Annotated in this window: 18 protein-coding genes; 7 read left to right on the forward strand and 11 right to left on the reverse strand. The window is 65.9% G+C overall.

What is annotated here, in order from left to right; genetic code table 11:
* Positions 1 to 13 precede the first annotated feature (13 nt).
* The 4 genes from XI05_RS17790 to XI05_RS17805 are packed head-to-tail and all read right to left on the reverse strand — an operon-like array spanning position 14 to position 3,449.
* On the reverse strand, positions 14 to 778 hold the full coding sequence (locus XI05_RS17790) for an amino acid ABC transporter ATP-binding protein (RefSeq protein WP_271503982.1): 765 nt from the start codon (positions 776 to 778) through the stop codon (positions 14 to 16).
* Positions 775 to 1,632: an amino acid ABC transporter permease gene (locus XI05_RS17795; protein WP_212254224.1), complete on the reverse strand. Its 858-nt coding sequence runs from the start codon at positions 1,630 to 1,632 to the stop codon at positions 775 to 777. The genes XI05_RS17790 and XI05_RS17795 overlap by 4 nt, the downstream gene beginning before the upstream one ends.
* Positions 1,629 to 2,456, reverse strand: coding sequence for an ABC transporter substrate-binding protein (locus tag XI05_RS17800; protein WP_271503984.1), 828 nt, complete (start codon positions 2,454 to 2,456; stop codon positions 1,629 to 1,631). Before XI05_RS17800 ends, XI05_RS17795 begins: the two co-directional genes overlap by 4 nt.
* Positions 2,457 to 2,492: 36 nt before the next feature.
* Positions 2,493 to 3,449 (reverse strand): N-carbamoyl-D-amino-acid hydrolase, encoded by a 957-nt coding sequence (locus tag XI05_RS17805; protein ID WP_212254222.1) that lies wholly within the window; start codon positions 3,447 to 3,449, stop codon positions 2,493 to 2,495.
* Between the two features lie 151 nt (positions 3,450 to 3,600).
* On the opposite strand from XI05_RS17805, the gene XI05_RS17810 reads away from it, so the two are divergent.
* Positions 3,601 to 4,527 (forward strand): LysR family transcriptional regulator, encoded by a 927-nt coding sequence (locus XI05_RS17810; RefSeq protein ID WP_271503985.1) that lies wholly within the window; start codon positions 3,601 to 3,603, stop codon positions 4,525 to 4,527.
* A 28-nt stretch (positions 4,528 to 4,555) separates the two neighbouring features.
* Positions 4,556 to 5,275, forward strand: a complete 720-nt coding sequence (locus XI05_RS17815) for a type 1 glutamine amidotransferase (protein WP_271503987.1) — start codon at positions 4,556 to 4,558, stop codon at positions 5,273 to 5,275.
* Positions 5,276 to 5,394: 119 nt separating this feature from the next.
* Here XI05_RS17815 and XI05_RS17820 read toward each other — a convergent pair whose 3' ends face one another.
* The 7 genes from XI05_RS17820 to XI05_RS17850 all read right to left on the reverse strand — a co-directional run bounded on the left by XI05_RS17820 (position 5,395) and on the right by XI05_RS17850 (position 10,807).
* Positions 5,395 to 5,862 carry a nuclear transport factor 2 family protein gene (locus tag XI05_RS17820; protein ID WP_271503989.1) on the reverse strand — a complete coding sequence of 156 codons (468 nt, stop codon included), beginning with the start codon at positions 5,860 to 5,862 and terminating at the stop codon, positions 5,395 to 5,397.
* A 79-nt stretch (positions 5,863 to 5,941) separates the two neighbouring features.
* Positions 5,942 to 6,391 carry a tol-pal system-associated acyl-CoA thioesterase gene (gene ybgC / locus XI05_RS17825; RefSeq protein WP_172784831.1) on the reverse strand — a complete coding sequence of 150 codons (450 nt, stop codon included), beginning with the start codon at positions 6,389 to 6,391 and terminating at the stop codon, positions 5,942 to 5,944.
* A gap of 68 nt (positions 6,392 to 6,459) precedes the next feature.
* Positions 6,460 to 7,380, reverse strand: coding sequence for a metallophosphoesterase (locus XI05_RS17830; RefSeq protein WP_271503990.1), 921 nt, complete (start codon positions 7,378 to 7,380; stop codon positions 6,460 to 6,462).
* A gap of 130 nt (positions 7,381 to 7,510) precedes the next feature.
* The gene (gene ruvB, locus XI05_RS17835) at positions 7,511 to 8,569 is read right to left on the reverse strand and encodes a Holliday junction branch migration DNA helicase RuvB (protein WP_271503992.1); all 1,059 of its coding nucleotides are present in this window, start codon (positions 8,567 to 8,569) and stop codon (positions 7,511 to 7,513) included.
* A gap of 125 nt (positions 8,570 to 8,694) precedes the next feature.
* Complete coding sequence (ruvA, locus tag XI05_RS17840) at positions 8,695 to 9,312, reverse strand: Holliday junction branch migration protein RuvA (RefSeq protein ID WP_271503994.1); 618 nt, start codon at positions 9,310 to 9,312, stop codon at positions 8,695 to 8,697.
* Positions 9,309 to 9,836, reverse strand: coding sequence for a crossover junction endodeoxyribonuclease RuvC (ruvC, locus tag XI05_RS17845; protein ID WP_271503996.1), 528 nt, complete (start codon positions 9,834 to 9,836; stop codon positions 9,309 to 9,311). Before ruvC ends, ruvA begins: the two co-directional genes overlap by 4 nt.
* Positions 9,837 to 10,060: 224 nt before the next feature.
* Positions 10,061 to 10,807 (reverse strand): YebC/PmpR family DNA-binding transcriptional regulator, encoded by a 747-nt coding sequence (locus XI05_RS17850; protein ID WP_225149260.1) that lies wholly within the window; start codon positions 10,805 to 10,807, stop codon positions 10,061 to 10,063.
* 219 nt (positions 10,808 to 11,026) lie between these two features.
* Here XI05_RS17850 and XI05_RS17855 point away from each other — a divergent pair, with 219 nt between their 5' ends.
* The 5 genes from XI05_RS17855 to XI05_RS17875 all read left to right on the forward strand — a co-directional run bounded on the left by XI05_RS17855 (position 11,027) and on the right by XI05_RS17875 (position 18,894).
* A complete protein-coding gene (locus XI05_RS17855; protein ID WP_271503998.1) occupies positions 11,027 to 12,775 on the forward strand; it encodes a methyl-accepting chemotaxis protein in 1,749 nt (582 codons plus the stop codon).
* Between the two features lie 118 nt (positions 12,776 to 12,893).
* Entirely contained in the window at positions 12,894 to 14,318 is a 1,425-nt protein-coding gene (locus XI05_RS17860; RefSeq protein ID WP_271504000.1) for a methyl-accepting chemotaxis protein, read from the forward strand.
* Between the two features lie 594 nt (positions 14,319 to 14,912).
* Entirely contained in the window at positions 14,913 to 15,377 is a 465-nt protein-coding gene (locus XI05_RS17865) for a (2Fe-2S)-binding protein (protein WP_271504002.1), read from the forward strand.
* A gap of 8 nt (positions 15,378 to 15,385) precedes the next feature.
* Entirely contained in the window at positions 15,386 to 17,554 is a 2,169-nt protein-coding gene (locus tag XI05_RS17870) for a xanthine dehydrogenase family protein molybdopterin-binding subunit (RefSeq protein WP_271504004.1), read from the forward strand.
* Positions 17,551 to 18,894 carry a c-type cytochrome gene (locus tag XI05_RS17875; RefSeq protein WP_271504005.1) on the forward strand — a complete coding sequence of 448 codons (1,344 nt, stop codon included), beginning with the start codon at positions 17,551 to 17,553 and terminating at the stop codon, positions 18,892 to 18,894. Before XI05_RS17870 ends, XI05_RS17875 begins: the two co-directional genes overlap by 4 nt.
* The last annotated feature ends 207 nt before the right edge of the window (positions 18,895 to 19,101 follow it).

Here is a 19,101-nt window from a genome sequence, read left to right on the forward strand (position 1 = left end):
CACGCTCCCAGTTTCAGATCACTGCCGAAAGAAATGCCTTGGTGCGCTCCTCGCGCGGCGCGCCCAACACGTCGGACGCGCGGCCTTGCTCGACGATCGCGCCATGGTCCATGTAGACGACGCGGTCGGCGACCTCGCGGGCGAAGCCGAGCTCGTGCGTCACCACCATCATGGTCATGCCACTCTTCGCCAATTCCTTCATGACAGCGAGCACCTCGCCGACGAGCTCGGGATCCAGCGCACTGGTGGGCTCGTCGAACAGCATCAGCATCGGCTTCATGGCGAGCGCCCGCGCGATCGCGACGCGCTGCTGCTGGCCGCCGGAGAGCTGCGCCGGATAGGAATTCGCCTTGGCCGCCAGCCCGACGCGACGAAGCAGCTCGGTCGCCTCGGCCCGCACCTCGTCCAGCTTGCGCCCCTGCACCTGGGTCGGACCTTCGGTGATGTTCTCCAGCGCGGTCTTGTGCGGAAACAGGTTGAAGCGCTGGAACACCATGCCCGTCTTCAGCCGCTGCCGCCCGATCTCGCGCTCGCTGAGGCGATGGAGGCGTCCGCCGTGCTCGCGCACGCCCAGAAGCTCGCCGTCGAGCCAGATGCCGCCGGCATCGATGGTGGTAAGCTGGTTGATGCAGCGGAGCAGCGTGGTCTTGCCTGAGCCGGAGGCTCCGATCAGGCACATCACCTCGCCGGGCCAGACGTCGAGCGAGACGTTGTTGAGAGCCTGAAACTCCCCAAAATTCTTGGCGACGGAGCGGATCGCGACGAGGGGTTTTGTCATCGCGCCAGCCGCAATGTGCCGCGTGCAAAGCGGCGTTCAAGCAGCATCTGGAGCGGGGTCAGGATCGAGACCACGAGCAGGTACCAGAGCCCCGCGACGATGAGCAGCTCGATGACGCGGGAGTTGGCGTAATAGATGTTCTCGGCATTGTGCAGCAGCTCCGGATACTGGATCACGCTGGCGAGCGAAGTCGCCTTCACCATGCTGATGAACTCGTTGCCGAGCGGCGGGATCACGACGCGCATTGCTTGCGGCAGCACGATCCGCCGCAGCGCGCGCAGCCGCCCCATACCGATGGCCTGCGCCGCCTCGTATTGCCCAATATCGACCGACAGCATGCCGGCACGCATCACTTCCGAGGTGTAGGCGCCCTGGTTGATGCCGAGCCCAAGCAGCGCGGCGAGGAACGGCGTCATGACGTCGACGGCGCGCGCAGACCACAGGCCGGGAATGCCGATGGTCGGAAACACCAGCGCGAGGTTGAACCACAGCAGCAGCTGCAGGATCAGCGGCGTGCCGCGGAACAGCCAGGTGTAGCCGGCGGCGACCGACTTCAGCACCGGATTGGGCGACAGCCGCATGATCGCGACGACGATGCCGAGAAAGATGCCGAGCATCATCGCCAGCACCGCCATCACCATGGTGTTGACGATGCCTTCGAGGATGACCTTTGCGGTCAGGAAGCGGCTGACATAGGACCATTCGATCTGGCCGTTCGCAAAGGCGCGCGCGATCGCCGCCAGCACGAGGACGATCAGGGCCGCGCTGATCCAGCGAAACCAGTGCGGCTCGCGCGCGATCCGCATGCCCGACAGATCGGGAAAGCCTTGCGCGAGTGCCGGCGCCGGCTTCATTGCGGCGCCGCGTTCAGCATGGGCTGGGCGACCGCATTGGTCCCGAGACCCCATTTGTCGAGAATGGCCTTGTACGAGCCGTCGGCGATCATGGCCGCGAGCTTCTCCGTCACGACCTCGCGCAACGCCGCATCGTCCTTGCGGAACATGATGCCTTGATAGCCCGTGGACAATTGCTCGCCAATGACGCGGTACTTACCGGCTTCCTGCGTCTGCGCGTAGGGCAGGGTTTCACTGCCCTGAACCGCGGCATCGATGCGGCCCTGCTTGAGCTGATTGCGGACGTCGATCGAATTCTCGCCGGGCACATACTGAATGGCAGGCTTGCCAACCGCCTCGCAGTTCTGCTTGCTCCATTTCTCGATCTCGAGCGGAAATGCGGTGCTGCGGGTGGTGCCGACCTTCTTGCCGCAAAGATCGGTGGCGACCTTCGCCGCATTGTCGGTCAGCACGAAGAATTGCGGACCAGTGGTCAGATAGTCGACGAAATCCGCCGTCTCACGCCGCGAACTACGATCCTGGATGCCACTGATGATGAAGTCGGCGCGCTTGGTCTGGAGCGAGGGAATCAGCTCGGCGAACGGCGTCTCGCTCCATACGATCTTGAGGCCTCCGAGCCGCTTGGCGAGCTCGTTCGCCAGATCGATGTCGAGCCCGACCAGCTCGTTGGTTGCGGGATCGCGGTATTCCATCGGCGCGTAGGTGGAGTTGACCGTGAGCTTCAGCGTGCCGGCCTGCTTGATCTCCGCCGGCAGTTCGGCGGCTCGCGCCGACGTCACGGCAGCCAATGCTGCGAAGGCAAGCAAATGCGAAAGGCGTGTCATGTCAGCTCCTTTGCCAACGCCGCGACCGGCTGTTGATCAATCCGCGTCGAGAACGGCCGGCTCGATGACGCCGGCACGCTCGGTGATCACCCTGTATTGCTCGGGCCGCCGGTGGGCGGCGAAGTTGAACATCTTGTCCTTGCCCTGGCGGCAGAGGTCGAGATCGATGTCGGCGACGATCACCTCGTCGGCCAGCGTCTGCGCCTGCGCGACGATGCGGCCATTGGGATCGACGATGCAGGAGCCGCCGATCAGGCCGGAGCCGTCCTCCTCGCCCGCCTTCGCCACCGAGATCGCCCAGGTCGCGTTCATGTAGGCGTTGGCCTGCGTCACCAGCGTCGAGTGGAAGGTGCGCAAGGCGCCGTCTTCCGTCGTGCCGCCGTTGGGATCGTAGGCCGCCGAATTGTAGCCGATGCAGACGAGCTCGACGCCTTGCAGACCGAGCACGCGCCAGGATTCCGGCCAGCGGCGATCGTTGCAGATCATCATGCCCATGATGGCGTGGGCCCAGGACGAGCCGGCGCGGAAGGCGGGAAAGCCGAGGTCGCCATAGTCGAAGTAGCGCTTCTCGAGTTGCTGGTAGCGCGCGCCCGGACGCGGCTCGACCGAGCCCGGCAGGTGCACCTTGCGATAGCGGCCGAGAACCTCGCCGTCGCGATCGACCAGGATGGAGCAATTGTAGCGACGACCCTCCGGCGTCAGCTCGGCGTAGCCGACATAGAAGCCGACGCGCAGCGCACGGGCGCGGTCGAACAGCTTTGCCACAGCGGGGTTCGGCATGCCGCGCTCGAAATACCGGTCGAGCGCCTCTCCCTCGAGCAGCCAGCGCGGGAAGAAGGTGGTGAAGGCGAGCTCCGGAAACACCACAAGGCTCGCACCCCGACCGGCCGCCTCCTCCAGCATGTCGAGCATCCGCGACAACGTATGCTCGCGGCTGTCTGCTTTTTGCGTCGGCCCCATCTGAGCGGCGGCGGCGCGAAGGACACGAACCAAGATTGCCTCCAATCTGTGCGCAGTGCTGCCTCAATGGGCGAGCGAACCCTTTGATGCAACGTGCAAATCTGCTGCCATTACGGGGAAGCGCTGCTGCAAAATCAATTCGCTTTGCTATGATGTTTTAGCTCAGACTATAATCGGTAGTGATATGAACCTGCGTCAGCTCGAGATCCTGCGCGCCGTCATCCGGCACCGCACCACGGTGGCGGCGGCGGACGAGCTTGCGCTGTCGCAGCCCGCGGTCAGCAATGCGCTGAAGACGATGGAGGCGCAGGCCGGCTTTGCGCTGTTCGAGCGCGTCAACAACCGGCTGTTTCCAACCGCCGAAGCGATGGCGCTCTACAAGGAGAGCGAGGCGATCTTTGCGCTGCACGCCAAGCTCGAGAACCGCGTGCGCGATCTGCGCGAGAACCGCTCCGGGCATCTCGCCATCGTGGCGACGCCGCCGCTCGCCTACAGCATCATTCCGTCCGCGCTGTCCGGCTTCCTGCGCCGCCGACCGGAGACGCGGGTGTTCTTCGACGTACGGCGCTATGAGGGCATCATCGAGGGCGTGCTGAGCCGTGTCGCCGAGCTCGGCTTCGCGCTCGGACTGACGCATCATCCCGGGATTGCACATGAGGTGGTGCACACCGGCGAGATGGTGTGCGTGCTGCCGCCGCAGCATCCGCTCGCGGAACGACCGGTGATCACGGCCGCTGATCTCTCCGGCCTGCCCTTCATCGGGCTCGAACGCGGCACGCGGCTCGGCGAAGCCGTGCGCGACAGCTTTGCACGGGCCGGCGCGCCGTTCCGGCCGACGGTCGAGGTGCGCTACTGCAATACGGCTTGCGTGCTCGCCGCCGCCGGCGTCGGCGCGGCGGTGGTCGATCCCTTCTCGCCGCGGCAGAACGGCGGCGGCGGCCTCGTCGTCCGTCCGTTCACCCCGACGACGCAGGCGGTCGCCTACATGCTATGGTCGGAAGCCGAACCGCTGTCGCGTCTGGCCAAGGCCTTTCTCAACGAGATCCGCAAGGAGAGCGCTCTGCTCGAGCGCACAGCGCCGCACCAGCAACATGGGGCAGAAAGCGGCTGAGCTTCGCAACCTTTTGCCTGGGAGGCCCATGGCACGCATCACCATCATCGAGACCGGAGAGGTCCCGCAAAAATACCGCGAGCGCCACGGTTCATTTCCGGACATGTTCGCGCGCATGATCCGCACTGAGGATCCGACAGCGACGGTCGAGGTCGTCAGCATCCCCAACGGCGATGCGCTTCCCGATCCGAGCAAGCTCGAGGCCGTCCTGATCACCGGCGCGGCTGCCGGCGTCTATGACGGGTTCGACTGGATCGCGCCGCTGGAAGATTTCGTGCGGACGGCCTACGCCAACAAGATTCCGATGGTCGGCGTCTGCTTCGGCCACCAGCTGATCGCGCAGGCGCTCGGCGGCACCGTGCGCAAGTCGGAGAAGGGCTGGGGCATCGGCCGGCACGTCTATGACGTGCTGCCGGAGAACGGAGTGGTCGACGGCGAAGCGGTCGCTATCGCCGCCTCGCATCAGGACCAGGTGATCGAGCCGCCGAACGACGCGCTGACGATCCTCTCGTCCGACTTCACCCCGCATGCCGGCCTGCTCTACGCCAACGGCGCAACGCTGACCGTGCAGCCGCATCCGGAATTCGACGTGGGGTTTGCGCAAGTGTGCTGCGACCTGCGCGACGGCAAGGCGCCGGAGGATGTCGTGGCCACAGCAAGGGCGTCGCTGGCGGAGCCGATGGACAGCGCCAAGCTCGGCGGAGCGATTACGCGGTTCTTGTCGCGCAAATCTCTCCCCTCATCTTGAGGAGCTTGCGAAGCAAGCGTCTCGAAGGATGAAGGCCCGGATGCAGCAGCGGGGCCTGCATGGTTCGAGACGCCGCTTCGCGGCTCCTCACCATGAGGATTGACAGTTGCTTGCGCGGCTTAAAACGGATCCGTTCCCAACCCCGGCACATCGGCCGGCCGCGGGCCCGGCGCGGCCCAGTGGAAGCGGCGGTCTTTCTCCGCGATCGCGATGTCGTTGATCGAGGCCTCGCGCCGCTTCATCAGGCCGTGCTCGTCGAACTCCCACTGCTCGTTGCCGTAGGATCGGTACCACTGCCCGCTTGCATCGTGCCATTCGTACTGGAAGCGCACTGCGATGCGATTGCCGTCGAAGGCCCAGAGGTCCTTGATCAGCCGATAGTCCTGCTCCTTCTCCCATTTGCGGGTGAGGAAGGCGACGATCGCTTCGCGGCCCTGAAAAACTTCGGAGCGGTTACGCCAGCGGCTGTCCTCGGTATAGGCGAGCGAGACCCGCACCGGATCGCGTGAATTCCAGGCGTCCTCGGCCATGCGGGCCTTTTGCGCGGCGGTCTCGCGGGTGAAGGGTGGAAGCGGCGGGCGCGACATGATGGCCTCATCGGTTGATCGGGATCGCGAATGTATCGTCGCAATCGGCAGAGTCGATAGGCCATCCGCTATCGAGCGATCACGAAACCAGATCGGCCTTCATCAGCTGGCGGATCGATTTCGGGATCGGCTGGGCGCGACCGCCGCTGATGAAGGCGACGCGGACCTCGGCTTTCACCAGCACATCGTCGCCGCGTCGCACCTCCTGCGCCAGCATGATGGACGCCCCCTTCACCGCGACCGGCCAGGTCACGACATCGAGCACGTCATCCATTCGCGCGGGTTTCAAAAAGTCCAGATGCATCGAGCGCACCACGAAGGCAAAGCCCGTGCCTTCCGTCTCGGTCTGCTCGAACAGCGCCTGCTGCTCGGCGCCCATCAGCCTGAGATGATTGGTGCGTCCGCGCTCCATGTAGCGCAAGTAATTGGCGTGATAGACGATGCCGGAAAAATCCGTGTCCTCGTAATAGACACGGACCTGCATGTGGTGGCGGCCGTCGCGGATCTCGCCGTCGAGATGAGCTGTCACGTCGCGAGCCTCTTCGCTTGTCGGTAACCGGCTCGTTTTGCGCAAAAACAGCCGGACGCGCAAGCGTGTTAGGACACAACCAGCCCTGACCGTCCCAGCGTCACCTCGACGATCTCGGGCGGCACGCCGAAGCGGAGCGGCATGATGCTGCAACCGAGGCCGCCGGAGACGATGAGATCGCATTTCAGGCGGAAGTGGCCATAGGCGAGCCGCAGGCCGTTCTTCGGCGATACGGCCGGCGACCAGCCGAGCAGGCGGACCTGGCCGCCATGGGTATGGCCCGACAGTTGCAGCGCGACGCGCGCGGGCACCAGCGGCGCGATGTTGGGCTCGTGCGCGAGCAGGATGACCGGCGCATCGTCGGTGATCTTCGCCAGCGTGGCGCTGAGATCGTCGGCGCCGAAGTGCGCCATGTTCCGGAAACGCCGCGCCGGCAGGAAGGCGAGCTGGTCGCCGAGCCCCGCGAGCCAGAACGGACGGCCATTCTTGGTCAAGCGCACGACATCGTTCTCGTAGACGGGGATGCCGGCCGCCTCCAGCGCACGATGCGCGATGGTCGGCCCGTGCCCTGCCTGCTGCACGGTCCTGTCGTCCCAATAGTCGTGATTGCCCATGACGGCATGGACGCCGAGGGGCGCCTTCAGGCGCGCCAGCACCCTCGCCCATTCGCTCGACGGAATGAAGCGCGTGACCTGATGCAGGCCGGCGACATAGTCGCCGAGCAGCACGATGAGATCGGCGTTGAGCGCATTGGTCCGGTCGACGATGCCCTCGATACGCTCCAGCGACATCCAGGGATCGCAGGCATGGATGTCGGCGATGGCCGCAATCTTCAGCGGAAAATCCGCCGGCCACTGCCGCGGCGTGGGATGATAGCGCGTGACGCGCAGCCGCAGCACCGGCTCGACGCCGACGCCATAGGCTGCAGTCGAGACGCCGAGGGCGGACAGGCCGCCGATGGAACGAATGAGATGACGGCGCGTGATCATGGAAGCCCGATGATGATGCGACGTCTTGATGATATCCGATTGGAGCGGAATTGGGGTGCGTTCGTGCAGATCGTTTGCACGAGGTTAACGGAAATTCATCAAAGCCGGAACGGCCGCGCGGTTCAGCAGATCACTCGTCGCTGTCATCCGTGCCGAACAGACCGAACTGCGCCGCCGCATCGCGCGAGGGTTCGGCGATGCCGAGATGACGGAAGGCGTGCGAGGTCAGCAGGCGGCCGCGCGGGGTGCGCTGCAGATAGCCGCACTGGATCAGATAGGGCTCGATGATGTCCTCGATGGCATCGCGCGGCTCCGACAAGGCCGCAGCCATGGTCTCGACGCCGACCGGGCCGCCGCCATAGTTGAGCGCGATGGTCGTGAGATAGCGGCGGTCCATGGCATCGAGCCCGGCGGCGTCGACCTCGAGTGCGCTCAGCGCGTGGTCGGCAATCTTGCGGTCGATCTTGTCGGCATCGGCCGCGGAGGCAAAATCACGCACACGGCGGAGCAAGCGGCCGGCGATGCGCGGCGTGCCGCGGGCGCGGCGCGCGATCTCGTTGGCGCCATCAGCGCTCATGCCGACCTTGAGCACACGCGCGCCTCGGCTGACGATGCTCTCAAGCTCCTCGATCGTGTAGAAGTTGAGCCGGACCGGAATGCCGAAGCGGTCGCGCAAGGGATTGGTGAGAAGGCCGGCGCGCGTGGTGGCGCCGACCAGGGTGAATTTGGACAGCTCGATCTTCACCGAGCGCGCCGCCGGCCCTTCGCCGATGATGAGGTCGAGCTGAAAGTCCTCCATCGCGGGATAGAGCACCTCTTCCACCGCGGGGCTCAGGCGATGGATCTCGTCGATGAAGAGCACGTCGCGCTCTTCGAGATTGGTGAGGAGCGCGGCGAGGTCGCCGGCCTTGGCGATCACCGGCCCCGATGTGGCGCGAAAGCCGACGCCGAGCTCTTTCGCCACGATCTGCGCCAGCGTGGTCTTGCCGAGGCCGGGGGGACCGACGAACAGCACGTGATCCAGCGCCTCGCCGCGCTTGCGCGCGGCCTCGATGAAGATCGAGAGATTCTTGCGCGCCTGCTGCTGGCCGACGAAATCGGACAGCGATTGCGGCCGCAGCGCGGTGTCGCCGACATCGTCGCTGCGGCGCTCGGGCGAGACCATGCGGCTGGCTTTGGGGTCGCTCACTCAGCGAACTCCTCGTAGGGTGGGCAAAGGCGCCCTCGGCGCCGTGCCCACCATCTCTCCGATCGCTCCACGGATGGTGGGCACGCTGCGCTTTGCCCACCCTACGAGATCGACTATCGACACGCTCACTTCGCGAGCTCCTTCAGCCCGAGCCGGATCAGTTGCGCCGTCTCGGCGCCCTCACCCGCACTGCGCGAGGCCGAGGCAATCGCCGCGGCGGCTTGCGGCTGGCCATAGCCGAGATTGATCAGGGCGGAGATCGCATCCGCGACGGGGCGCGGAGCGCGCTGGTCGTCGACGGCACCGGCGAGATGCACGACGGCGGGATCGACATTGGCGAAAGCCGGCGCCTTGTCCTTCAATTCGGTGACGATGCGCTCGGCGACCTTGGGGCCGACGCCGGGCGTGCGCGCCACCGCGGCCTTGTCGCGCAGCGCGATGGCATTGGCGAGATCGGCCGGCGGCAGCGTGCCGAGCACGGCGAGCGCGACCTTGGCACCGACACCCTGCACGGTCTGGAGCAGGCGAAACCATTCCCGCTCCTGATCGGTACGGAAGCCGAACAGCTTTATCTGGTCCTCGCGGACATAGGTCTCGATCGACAGCACGGCGGCTTCGCCCGGCGAGGGCAGATGCTGCAAGGTGCGCGAGGAGCAATGCACCTGATAGCCGACGCCGCCGACGTCGAGGATGACGAAATCCTCGCCGTAGGAATCGATCAGGCCCTTGAGCTTGCCGATCATAGCCCCACCACCTTCAGCCGGAGCGCCGTGCTCTGGCGGTGATGCGCGTGGGTGATGGCGATGGCGAGCGCGTCGGCGGCATCCGCGGACGGCGGCTCGGCCTTCGGCAGCAGGATCTTCAGCATCATCGCGATCTGTTGCTTGTCGGCGTGGCCGGCGCCGACCACGGTCTTCTTGACCTGGTTCGGCGCGTATTCGGCGACAGAGATGCCGAACATTGCGGGCGCCAGCATGGCGACGCCGCGGGCCTGGCCGAGCTTCAGCGTCGCAACGCCGTCCTTGTTGACGAAGGTCTGCTCGACCGCGGCTTCCATCGGCTGGTGGCTGGAGAGGACGGAAGCAAGCCCCTCATGGATCGCGAGCAGCCGGCTCGCCAGCGGCAGATCGTCCGGCGGTTCCACCGAGCCGCAGGCGAGGTAGATCAGGCGATTGCCCTCGGCCTCGATCACGCCCCAGCCGGTGCGGCGCAGGCCGGGGTCGATGCCGATGATGCGAACGGGGCCACGAATCGGAAGCGCAGTCATGGGCCAGTGATAGCGGCTGGCCGCGGCGGGGGAAACAGAAACAGAACGGAAGTAACAGGGGAAGTGGGCGAGACGGGAGCTGCCCGCCGCGCGCTCCGATGTCATACCCCGCGCAGGCGGGGTATCCAGTATGCCGCAGCCCCGCCGTATCCCTCCGGCGTCTCTGGAATACTGGATCGCCCGCCTTCGCGGGCGATGCAGCGAGTATGCGGGGCGAGCGTGCCCTAGCCGCCCATCTTCGCAACAAGCGCGTCCGACACCTCGAAATTGGCGTAGACGTTCTGGACGTCGTCGTGCTCGTTGAGCAGGTCCATCAGCTTCAGGAGCTTCTCGCCGGTCTCGTCGTCGACCGCAACCGTGTTCTGCGGCTTCCAGATCAGCGCGGCCTTGCGCGGCTCGCCGAACTTGGCTTCCAGCGCCTTGGCAACGTCGCGATAGCCTTCGGTCGAGGCGTAGATCTCGTGGCCGCCCTCGCCGGACACGACGTCGTCGGCGCCGGCCTCGATCGCAGCGTCCAGCACCGCATCGTCGGATGCGACGCTGCGGTCGTATTCGATGATGCCGGTGCGGTCGAACATGAAGGAGACCGAGCCGGTTTCGCCGAGATTGCCGCCGGACTTGGTGAAGAAGGAGCGGATGTCGGAGGCGGCGCGGTTGCGGTTGTCGGTCAGCGCCTCGACGATGACGGCGACACCGCCGGGGCCGTAACCCTCGTAGCGGATCTCGTCATAGTTCTCGCCGTCGCTACCGAGCGCCTTCTTGATGGCGCGCTCGATATTGTCCTTCGGCATGTTCTCCTGGCGCGCGGCGATCACGGCGGCGCGCAGGCGCGGGTTCATGGCGGGGTCGGGCGTGCCCAGCTTGGCGGCGACCGTGATTTCACGCGCCAGCTTGCCGAACAGCTTCGACTTCTGGGCATCCTGCCGCCCCTTGCGGTGCATGATGTTCTTGAATTGGGAATGTCCGGCCATGCTTGGTCTCGTGAAGGAAGCGTGCGTCAAGGTGAGTGCGGGAAGCGCGGCCTTATAGGCCGCCAACCCACCGGAATCAAAGGGCTCGGCTGCTCCTAAGGTAGCCCTGTAAAGGTAGCCGCCGTAATGGCGCCTGCCTAGATGTCGGGCACCGTTAACCCTGATTTCATTCCGACTTGCGAAAATAGCGCCCGACCGTTCCCCGACAAGAGAGAGCTGATGGCGTTCGGACTATTTCGGAAGCGTCTGCCGGACACGGCCGCGCCAGCGGCAGGCCCGGAGGCTGCGCAGCCGGCGGCTCCTGCCACGCCCGCCCCGACCGCCGAAACTGATTCGGCCCGGGAAATCCTGGAATTGCTGGAACTCGAGCTCGGCGCCATGATCCGCCAGCTCGAGCGCGCCGCCAATTCCGTCGCCGGCGGAGCCGAGGCGACCGCGACGACGCTCGCCGCCATTCGCGACCGCACCGATGCCCTGACCGGCCGCACCAGCGCGGCGCAGTCCACCGCCTCCACCTTCGCCCACGCCGCCGACAAGTTCACCCAGTCCGCGCAAGGCATCGGCGCGCAGGTCCGCGAGGCCGGCAAGCTCGCCGACGCGGCCAGCGCGGCCGCGCAGGAAGCCCGCGCCAATGTCGACCGCTTGCGCGAATCCTCCGCCGCCATCGGCAACGTCGTCAATCTGATCGCGCAGATCGCGCGGCAGACCACGCTGCTCGCGCTCAACTCGACCATCGAGGCCGCGCGCGCGGGCGCCGCGGGAAAGGGCTTTGCCGTCGTCGCAACCGAGGTCAAGGCGCTCGCGGTGCAGACCCAGAGCGCGACGGAGGAGATCACAAAGAAGATCGACGCGTTGCAGCGCGACGCCGCCGGCTCGGCGGACGCGGTGCACCGCATCTCGCAGGCGATCGAGGCGATCCGCCCGGTGTTCGACACCGTCAACGGCGCGGTCGCCGAGCAGAACGCCACCACCAGCGAAGTCTCCGGCAATGCCGCCAGCGCCTCCGAGTTCATCATCTCGGTTGGCGAGAGCGCAGCCGAGATCGACGCGGCGACCAAGGCCGCCGAGACCCATGGCGAGAGCGTCGCCAGCGCCGGCAAGGCCGTCACCACCTTCGCCCAGAAGCTTAAATCGCGCTGCGCCGTGCTGCTGCGCCAGAGCGAGCACGACGACCGCCGCAAGACCGAGCGGCTGCCCTGCCATCTCAAATTCGAGACCGCGCGCGGCGTGATGCCGGTCTATGAAATCGCGATGGAGGGCGTGCTGATCGGCGGCGCGGACGCAAGCCGGCTCGCGACGCAAGCGACGGTCGAAGGCAGCCTAGAGGACATCGGCGCCTGCCGCCTGCGCGTGGTCGAGCAATCCAAGGCCGGCGCCCGCGCGCAATTCGTCGGCGCCACCGCCGCGCTCAACGAGAAGATCGAGGACAAGCTCTGGTCGATCCATGAGGAGAACACCGAGCTCGTCACCCGTGCCATGGAAGCGGGCAATGCGCTGACGAAGATATTCGAGCAGGCGGTTGCGCGCGGCGAGGTCAAGATCGAGGACCTCTTCGACACCGACTACGTGGAGATATCAGGCACCAACCCGCAGCAATACCGCACCAGATATCTCGACTGGGCCGACCGCGCCCTGCCGCCGTTCCAGGAAGCCTTTCTGGCGAGGGAGTCGCGGATGGCGTTCTGCGCCATGGTCGACCGCAACGGCTTCCTGCCGGTGCACAACAAGATCTATTCGCATCCGCAGCGGCCGGGCGACGTCGCCTGGAATACGGCCAACAGCCGCAACCGGCGCATCTTCAACGATCCGGCGGGGCTCGCCGCTGCACGCAACCTGCGATCGTACCTGGTCCAGAGCTATGCGCGCGACATGGGCAACGGGAACACGGTGATGATGCGCGAGATCGACGTCCCGATCCGCGTGCAGGGCCGGCACTGGGGCGGCTTCCGCACGGCTTACAAGCTGTAGCACCCCGCGTGCACTCCTGGGCAAGACGCCGGGTGCGAATCATCCTCTAAGGTCGGAGCTAGGAATCGGAATGCCGCCAAGGAGCCGATCAACGGCTCCGACTGGAGAGAGCCCGTACATGTCCTTTGCCCAACTTGCCGTATTGGACACCGCATCCAACCGGACGCTCGCCGAACGCCTGATCGACCAGCTCGCCGACCGCATCGGCGGTCTCGGCGTCGAGCTCGCCGATATCGCCGGCAACGTCCAGGACGTCGCCAACCGCGTCGCGAGCCAGTCGGAACGGTTTCACCATCTGCAGAAGACGGCCGAGACGATGGTCTCGGCCAACCACGACATCGCCAACGCCTCGCAGGCGGTGCAAAGCACGACGTCGGCTGCGGTCGGCGAGATCGCACAGTCGCGCGGCGCCGTCGACACCGCGGTCAGCCACATCTCCGAGCTCGTCGCCGCGGTGGAGCGGATCGAGGCCCGCCTCAGCGCCGTCGGCGCGGCGTTGGCGCAGGTGGCGAAGGTCTCCGGCTCGATCGAGGCGATCGCCAAGCAGACCAATCTGCTCGCGCTCAACGCCACCATCGAAGCGGCGCGCGCCGGCACTGCCGGCCGCGGCTTTGCGGTGGTCGCAAGCGAGGTCAAGAACCTCGCGGAGGCCACGCGCCAGGCCACGCACCAGATCTCCGACACCGTGCGCGATCTCGACGGCCAGATCGAAGGCCTGATCGGGGAGAGCAGCGACGCCTCGCAGCGCGCCAAGACCGCCGGCGAAGGCGCGCAAGCGATCTCCGGCATCATCTCGCGGGTGCAGCAGGGCTTCGCCTCCGTCGAAGCCGAGATCGACGGCGTCGCACGCGCGGCGACCTCCAACCTCGGCCACTGCGACACCGTGATCAGCGAGCTCAACGAGCTCGCCAAGGGCGTCGACCTCTCCTCGCGCGACCTCCGAAGCGCCGACGAGCGCGTGGCGAAGCTGCTCGACACCTCCGAAGGCCTGATCGCGCTGATCGCCGACAGCGGCGTGGAGACATCGGATGCGCCGCTGATCCGCGTCGTCATCGACACCGCGAAGCGGATCGCGGCCGAGTTCGAAGCTGCGATCGACCGCGGCGAGATCACGCTCGACCAGCTCATGGACGAGAATTACCGCGAGATATCAGGCACCGATCCGAAGCAGTACAACACCGCCTACGTCGACTTCACCGACCGCGTGCTGCCCGCGATCCAGGACCCGATCCAGACATCCGATCCGCGCATCGTGTTCTGCGTCGCCTGGGCCAAAGGCGGGTACCTTCCGACCCACAATCCGAACTACCGCCTGCCGCAGGGCAAGGACCCGGTCTGGAACAACGCCAATTGCCGCAACCGCCGCCTGTTCACCGACCGCGCGGTGAAGAAGGTCGCGGCCAACACGAAACCCTTCCTGCTGCAGACCTATCGCCGCGACATGGGCGGCGGGCAGTTCGTGCTGATGAAGGACCTGTCCTCGCCTATCATGATCCGCGGCAAGCACTGGGGCGCCTTCCGGATGGGCTTTCGCCAGGGCTGACGAGGGCGCTCCGACGTCCTCAAAACAAAAAGCTCGAAAACAACCCCATGCACAGTAGCCGGGGTGTGCGGAATCAATGGCTTACGCTGGCGGGCCCTGGCGCGCTTTGACTCGTCGGGCAAAACAGGGTTAGAATGCTATTATTCCGAAATTCCAACATGAGCTTGGCGGGACCTAAGCGCGCCTCGTCCTTCGAGACGACCGCTAGCGGTCTCCTCAGGACGAGGCTAAGCCGCATCGGTGCTCGTCAAAACTACGGCCGCACACTCGGTCCTCATCCTGAGGGCCCGCCAACGGCGGGCGTCTCGAAGGATGGCCGCAAGCAAGGACGTGCCGCCGCATTCGCACGACCATCTGCGGCGATCGGCGGCGCGTGCGACGAAAAATGCGTCAAAACATGACGATTATCATATCATGTAGCCCAAAACGCTTGCAGCAATCGCCGCACAACTTCGTGAACGTCATGGCCTGACGCTTCGTGCGCGCAAATATGCATTGCCGGAAATTTCGATGCTTCATCGTTTCGCATCGGTATGATTATCGTCGCGCGCAAATCGCGGACGCCGCAAGCGCTCGTCGAGCAAGGGGATGCACATGGCAACAACACTCACCATCAACGGCGAAACGAAATCGTTCGACGCCCCGCCTGAAATGCCGCTGCTGTGGGTGCTGCGCGACATCCTCGGCATGACCGGTACTAAGTTCGGCTGCGGCATCGCGCAATGCGGTGCCTGCACGGTGCATGTCGACGGCAAGGCCGTGCGTTCCTGCGTGCTGCCGGTGAGTGCGGTGGCGAATCGCGCCATCACCACCATCGAGCATGTCGGCAGCACGCCTGCGGGCGCGAAGGTACAGAAGGCCTGGCTGGAGGCCGAAGTGATCCAGTGCGGCTATTGCCAGTCCGGCCAGATCATGGCGGCTGCCGCGCTGCTGGCGGCAACGCCGAACCCCGATGATTCCGACATCGACGCCGCGATGGCCGGCAACATCTGCCGCTGCGGCACCTATGTCCGCATCCGCGAAGCGATCAAGCACGCGGCCAACGGCCGGCAATCGTGAGGTCCACCATGAACGCACCCGACAACCTCTCCCGCCGTTCGCTGCTGACCGGTGGCCTCGCCACCGGCTTCCTGCTCGCCTTCCACCTGCCGATGCGCGCGGCCGTCAACGAGCCGGTGCAGCCGCCTGACGCGACCGACGGAAAGTTCGCGCCCAACGCCTTCATCCGCATCGACGCCGAAGGCGCGACCACGCTGGTGATGCCGCAAGTCGAGATGGGACAGGGGATCTACACCGCCATCTCGATGATCCTGGCGGAAGAACTCGACGCCGACTGGTCGAAGGTCCAGCTGCTGCATGCGCCTGCCAACGAGAAGCTGTACGGTAATCCGATTTTTATCGTTCAGGCGACCGGGGGCTCCACATCGGTGCGGGCGTTCTGGAAACCGCTGCGCGAAGCCGGCGCCGGCGCGCGCGCCATGCTGGTGCAGGCCGCAGCCGCGCAATGGGGCGTCGATCCCGCCAGTTGCACGACCTCGAAGGGTGTGGTGAGGCACCAGGCGAGCGGCCGCACGCTCGCCTATGGCACGCTGGCGGCGGCCGCGAGCGGCCAGACGCCGCCCAAGACCGTCCCGCTCAAGGACCCCAAGGATTTCGTCTATATTGGCCAGCCGTTGAAGCGGCTCGACACGCCCGAGAAGGTCAACGGCAAGGCGGTCTACGGCATCGACGCGATCGTGCCGGGCATGAAATTCGCGACGCTGGCGCAGTGCCCGGTGTTCGGCGGCAAGGTCGGCAAGGTCGATGACCGGGCCGCGAAGAAGATTCCGGGTGTGCGGCAGATCGTCGTGCTCGACGATCTCGTCGCCGTGATCGGCGACCACATGTGGGCGGCCAAGAAAGGCCTCGACGCGCTCGACATCGAATGGAACGAAGGACCGAACGCCAAGCTGAATTCGCAAGCGATCTGGGACGATCTGCGCGCCGCCAGCGCCAAGGACGGCGTGGTCGCCAAGTCCATCGGCGACGTCGCCAAGGGCCTCGCGGCCGGTGAAAAATTCGAAGCCTCGTTCGAACTGCCGTTTCTCGCCCACGCGACGATGGAGCCGTTGAACGCCACGGTCCATTGCAAGCCTGATTCCTGCGAGATCTGGACGGGCACACAGATCATGGCGCGCGTGCAGTCGGAGGCGGCCAAGGCCGCAGGGCTCCCTGTCGAGAAGGTGACAGTGAACAACCATCTGCTGGGCGGCGGCTTCGGCCGCAAGCTCGAGCCCGACATGGTGGTGACGGCGGTCCGCATCGCCAAACAGGTCGACGGGCCGGTCAAGGTGGTGTGGACCCGTGAGGAAGACATTCAGCACGATATCTACCGTCCGGTCTATCGCGACACGATCGCGGCAACCTTGTCAGGCGGCAAGATCGCCAGCTGGAAATACAAGATCGCCGGCGCTTCGATCCTCGCGCGCTGGCTGCCGCCGGCGTTCCAGAAGGGCATCGATATCGACGCGGTCGACAGCGCCGTCGACGTGCCCTACGAGATCCCGAATTTCCACGTCGAATATGTCAGGGCCGAGCCGCCGGCGATCCCGACCGGATTCTGGCGCGGGGTCGGCCCCAACAACAACGTGTTTGCCGTTGAGTCCTTCATCGACGAGCTGGCGCGCAAGGCGGGCAAGGACCCGGTCGAGTTTCGCCGCGGCATGCTGGCCAATTCGCCGCGCTTCCTCAACGTCCTCAATCTCGCGGCAGAAAAGTCGGGCTGGGGCCAGCCGTTGCCGGCACGCGTCGGGCGCGGCGTGTGCCTGCAGCCGTCGTTTGGGAGCTTCATCGCCACTGTCGTGGAAGCGGAAGTCGACGAGCAGGGCGACATCAATCTGCGCCGTGCGACCTCGGTGGTCGATACCGGTATTGCCATCAATCCCGATACGATCGCGGCCCAGATCGAGGGCGGACTGATCTTCGGCTTCACCGCCGCGCTCTATGGCGAGATCACCATCGACAAGGGCCGCGTCCAGCAATCCAACTTCAATGACTACCGGATGCTGCGGATCAACCAGACACCCAAGATCGAAGTGCACGTCGTCAAGAGCGGCGAGGCGCCCGGCGGCATCGGCGAGACCGGCACGACCGCCGGACCGCCGGCGCTGCGCAACGCGATTTACGCCGCAACCGGCGTGGCGCTGCGGCGCCTGCCGATCGATCGGAAACTGCTGGCTGCGGGGAAGAAGGCATGAGCGGCAAGATGCGTATTCTCGGAAGCTTCGTCGTGATCGCCATCGTCGCGGTGGCGCTCGGCGTCTTCACCATCCGCGGGCCCGGCCCGCTCGACTTCTCAGGCGGCAGCAGAGTGGCGCTGGCGGATTACCGCGGCGGCAAGCCCACGGGCGTGCCGGCCAAGTTGGAGAAGGCAAGCCTGGTCGAACGCGGCGAATATCTGGCGAAGGCGGCCGACTGCATGGTCTGCCACACCAAGCCGGGCGAGAAGGACTATTCCGGCGGGCTTGCCTTCAAGCTGCCGTTCGGCACGCTCTATTCCACCAACATCACGCCGGACAAGGACACCGGCATCGGCAGTTACAGCGACCAGGATTTCCTGAACGCGGTTCAGCACGGCAAGCGCCGTGACGGCGCGCGGCTCTATCCGGCGATGCCGTACACGTCCTACACGTTCATGACGGACGAGGACGTGCTGGCGGTGAAGGCGTATCTGTTCAGCCTGCCGGCGGTGCCCGCCAAGGCGCCGGACAACACGCTGTCGTTCCCGTTCAACCAGCGCTGGGCGATGATTGTCTGGTCGGCGGTGTTCAATCCGGATACGCGCTTTGCGCCGGACACCTCGAAGAGCCCGGAATGGAATCGTGGCGCGTATCTCGCGGAGGCGCTGGCACATTGCGGCGAGTGCCACACGCCGCGCAATCTCGGTTTCGCGCTCGACAACCGCAAGAAGTTCGCCGGCGCCATCACGGCGGGCTGGCGCGCCTTCAACATTTCTTCCGACAAGGCGACCGGTCTCGGCAATTGGAGCGACCAGGATCTGATCTCGTATCTGTCGCTCGGCCATGCGCCGGGTCACGGCTCGGCCTCGGGTCCAATGGGTGAAGCGGTCGACCACAGCTTTAGCCAGCTTGCGCCGGAAGACATCAGCAGCATCGTTGCTTACTTGCGCAGCGTGCCGCCGGTAGCCTCGCCCGACCTGCCGGCGACCACCGCGCCGGTCGCACCCGCCTCTCACAGGGAAGGCGTCACGGCGGACGCGCGCGGCAAAAAAGTGTTCGCCAGCGCCTGCGCCAGCTGCCACGGCTGGAGCGGCGAGAGCCCGGTCTCACCGATGGCGACGCTGACCGGCACCTGGGCCGTCAACGACCCCGCCGCCACCAACGTCGCGCAGATCGTGATCTCGGGCACGAAGCGGCATACGCCTGACGGCGCGCTGTCGATGCCGGCGTTCGGCAAGGCCTATACGGACGACGAGATCGCGGCGGTGGCGAATTACGTCACGGCGCGGTTCGGTGCGAAGGGCTCGAAGCTGACGGCGAAGGACGTGGCGGAGCTGCGGGAGCAGACGGCGGAGTAGCGCTCTGCTCTTACCCTCCCCTGGAGGGGGAGGGTCGGCTCACATTGAGCGCAGCGAGATGTGAGACGGGGTGGGGTGACGGTCTCTCCGCATCGAACACTGCCCGAGAGGAGAGATCACCCCACCCCGCTCGCGCTACGCGCGATCGACCCTCCCCCTCCAGGGCAGGGCTATCGCATGTGGCCTAGGAGTTCGAAGAAGAAGGCA

This window comes from Bradyrhizobium sp. CCBAU 11357, assembly GCF_028128865.1.
GTDB lineage: Bacteria > Pseudomonadota > Alphaproteobacteria > Rhizobiales > Xanthobacteraceae > Bradyrhizobium.

Excerpts from the sequence above, each read along its gene's own strand:
- XI05_RS17790 (WP_271503982.1), bottom strand. The coding sequence starts at position 778 with ATGACAAAACCCCTCGTCGCGATCCGCTCCGTCGCCAAGAATTTTGGG.
- XI05_RS17795 (WP_212254224.1), bottom strand. The coding sequence starts at position 1,632 with ATGAAGCCGGCGCCGGCACTCGCGCAAGGCTTTCCCGATCTGTCGGGC.
- XI05_RS17800 (WP_271503984.1), bottom strand. The coding sequence starts at position 2,456 with ATGACACGCCTTTCGCATTTGCTTGCCTTCGCAGCATTGGCTGCCGTG.
- XI05_RS17810 (WP_271503985.1), top strand. The coding sequence starts at position 3,601 with ATGAACCTGCGTCAGCTCGAGATCCTGCGCGCCGTCATCCGGCACCGC.
- XI05_RS17815 (WP_271503987.1), top strand. The coding sequence starts at position 4,556 with ATGGCACGCATCACCATCATCGAGACCGGAGAGGTCCCGCAAAAATAC.
- XI05_RS17820 (WP_271503989.1), bottom strand. The coding sequence starts at position 5,862 with ATGTCGCGCCCGCCGCTTCCACCCTTCACCCGCGAGACCGCCGCGCAA.
- XI05_RS17830 (WP_271503990.1), bottom strand. The coding sequence starts at position 7,380 with ATGATCACGCGCCGTCATCTCATTCGTTCCATCGGCGGCCTGTCCGCC.
- ruvA (WP_271503994.1), bottom strand. The coding sequence starts at position 9,312 with ATGATCGGCAAGCTCAAGGGCCTGATCGATTCCTACGGCGAGGATTTC.
- ruvC (WP_271503996.1), bottom strand. The coding sequence starts at position 9,836 with ATGACTGCGCTTCCGATTCGTGGCCCCGTTCGCATCATCGGCATCGAC.
- XI05_RS17850 (WP_225149260.1), bottom strand. The coding sequence starts at position 10,807 with ATGGCCGGACATTCCCAATTCAAGAACATCATGCACCGCAAGGGGCGG.
- XI05_RS17855 (WP_271503998.1), top strand. The coding sequence starts at position 11,027 with ATGGCGTTCGGACTATTTCGGAAGCGTCTGCCGGACACGGCCGCGCCA.
- XI05_RS17860 (WP_271504000.1), top strand. The coding sequence starts at position 12,894 with ATGTCCTTTGCCCAACTTGCCGTATTGGACACCGCATCCAACCGGACG.
- XI05_RS17865 (WP_271504002.1), top strand. The coding sequence starts at position 14,913 with ATGGCAACAACACTCACCATCAACGGCGAAACGAAATCGTTCGACGCC.
- XI05_RS17870 (WP_271504004.1), top strand. The coding sequence starts at position 15,386 with ATGAACGCACCCGACAACCTCTCCCGCCGTTCGCTGCTGACCGGTGGC.
- XI05_RS17875 (WP_271504005.1), top strand. The coding sequence starts at position 17,551 with ATGAGCGGCAAGATGCGTATTCTCGGAAGCTTCGTCGTGATCGCCATC.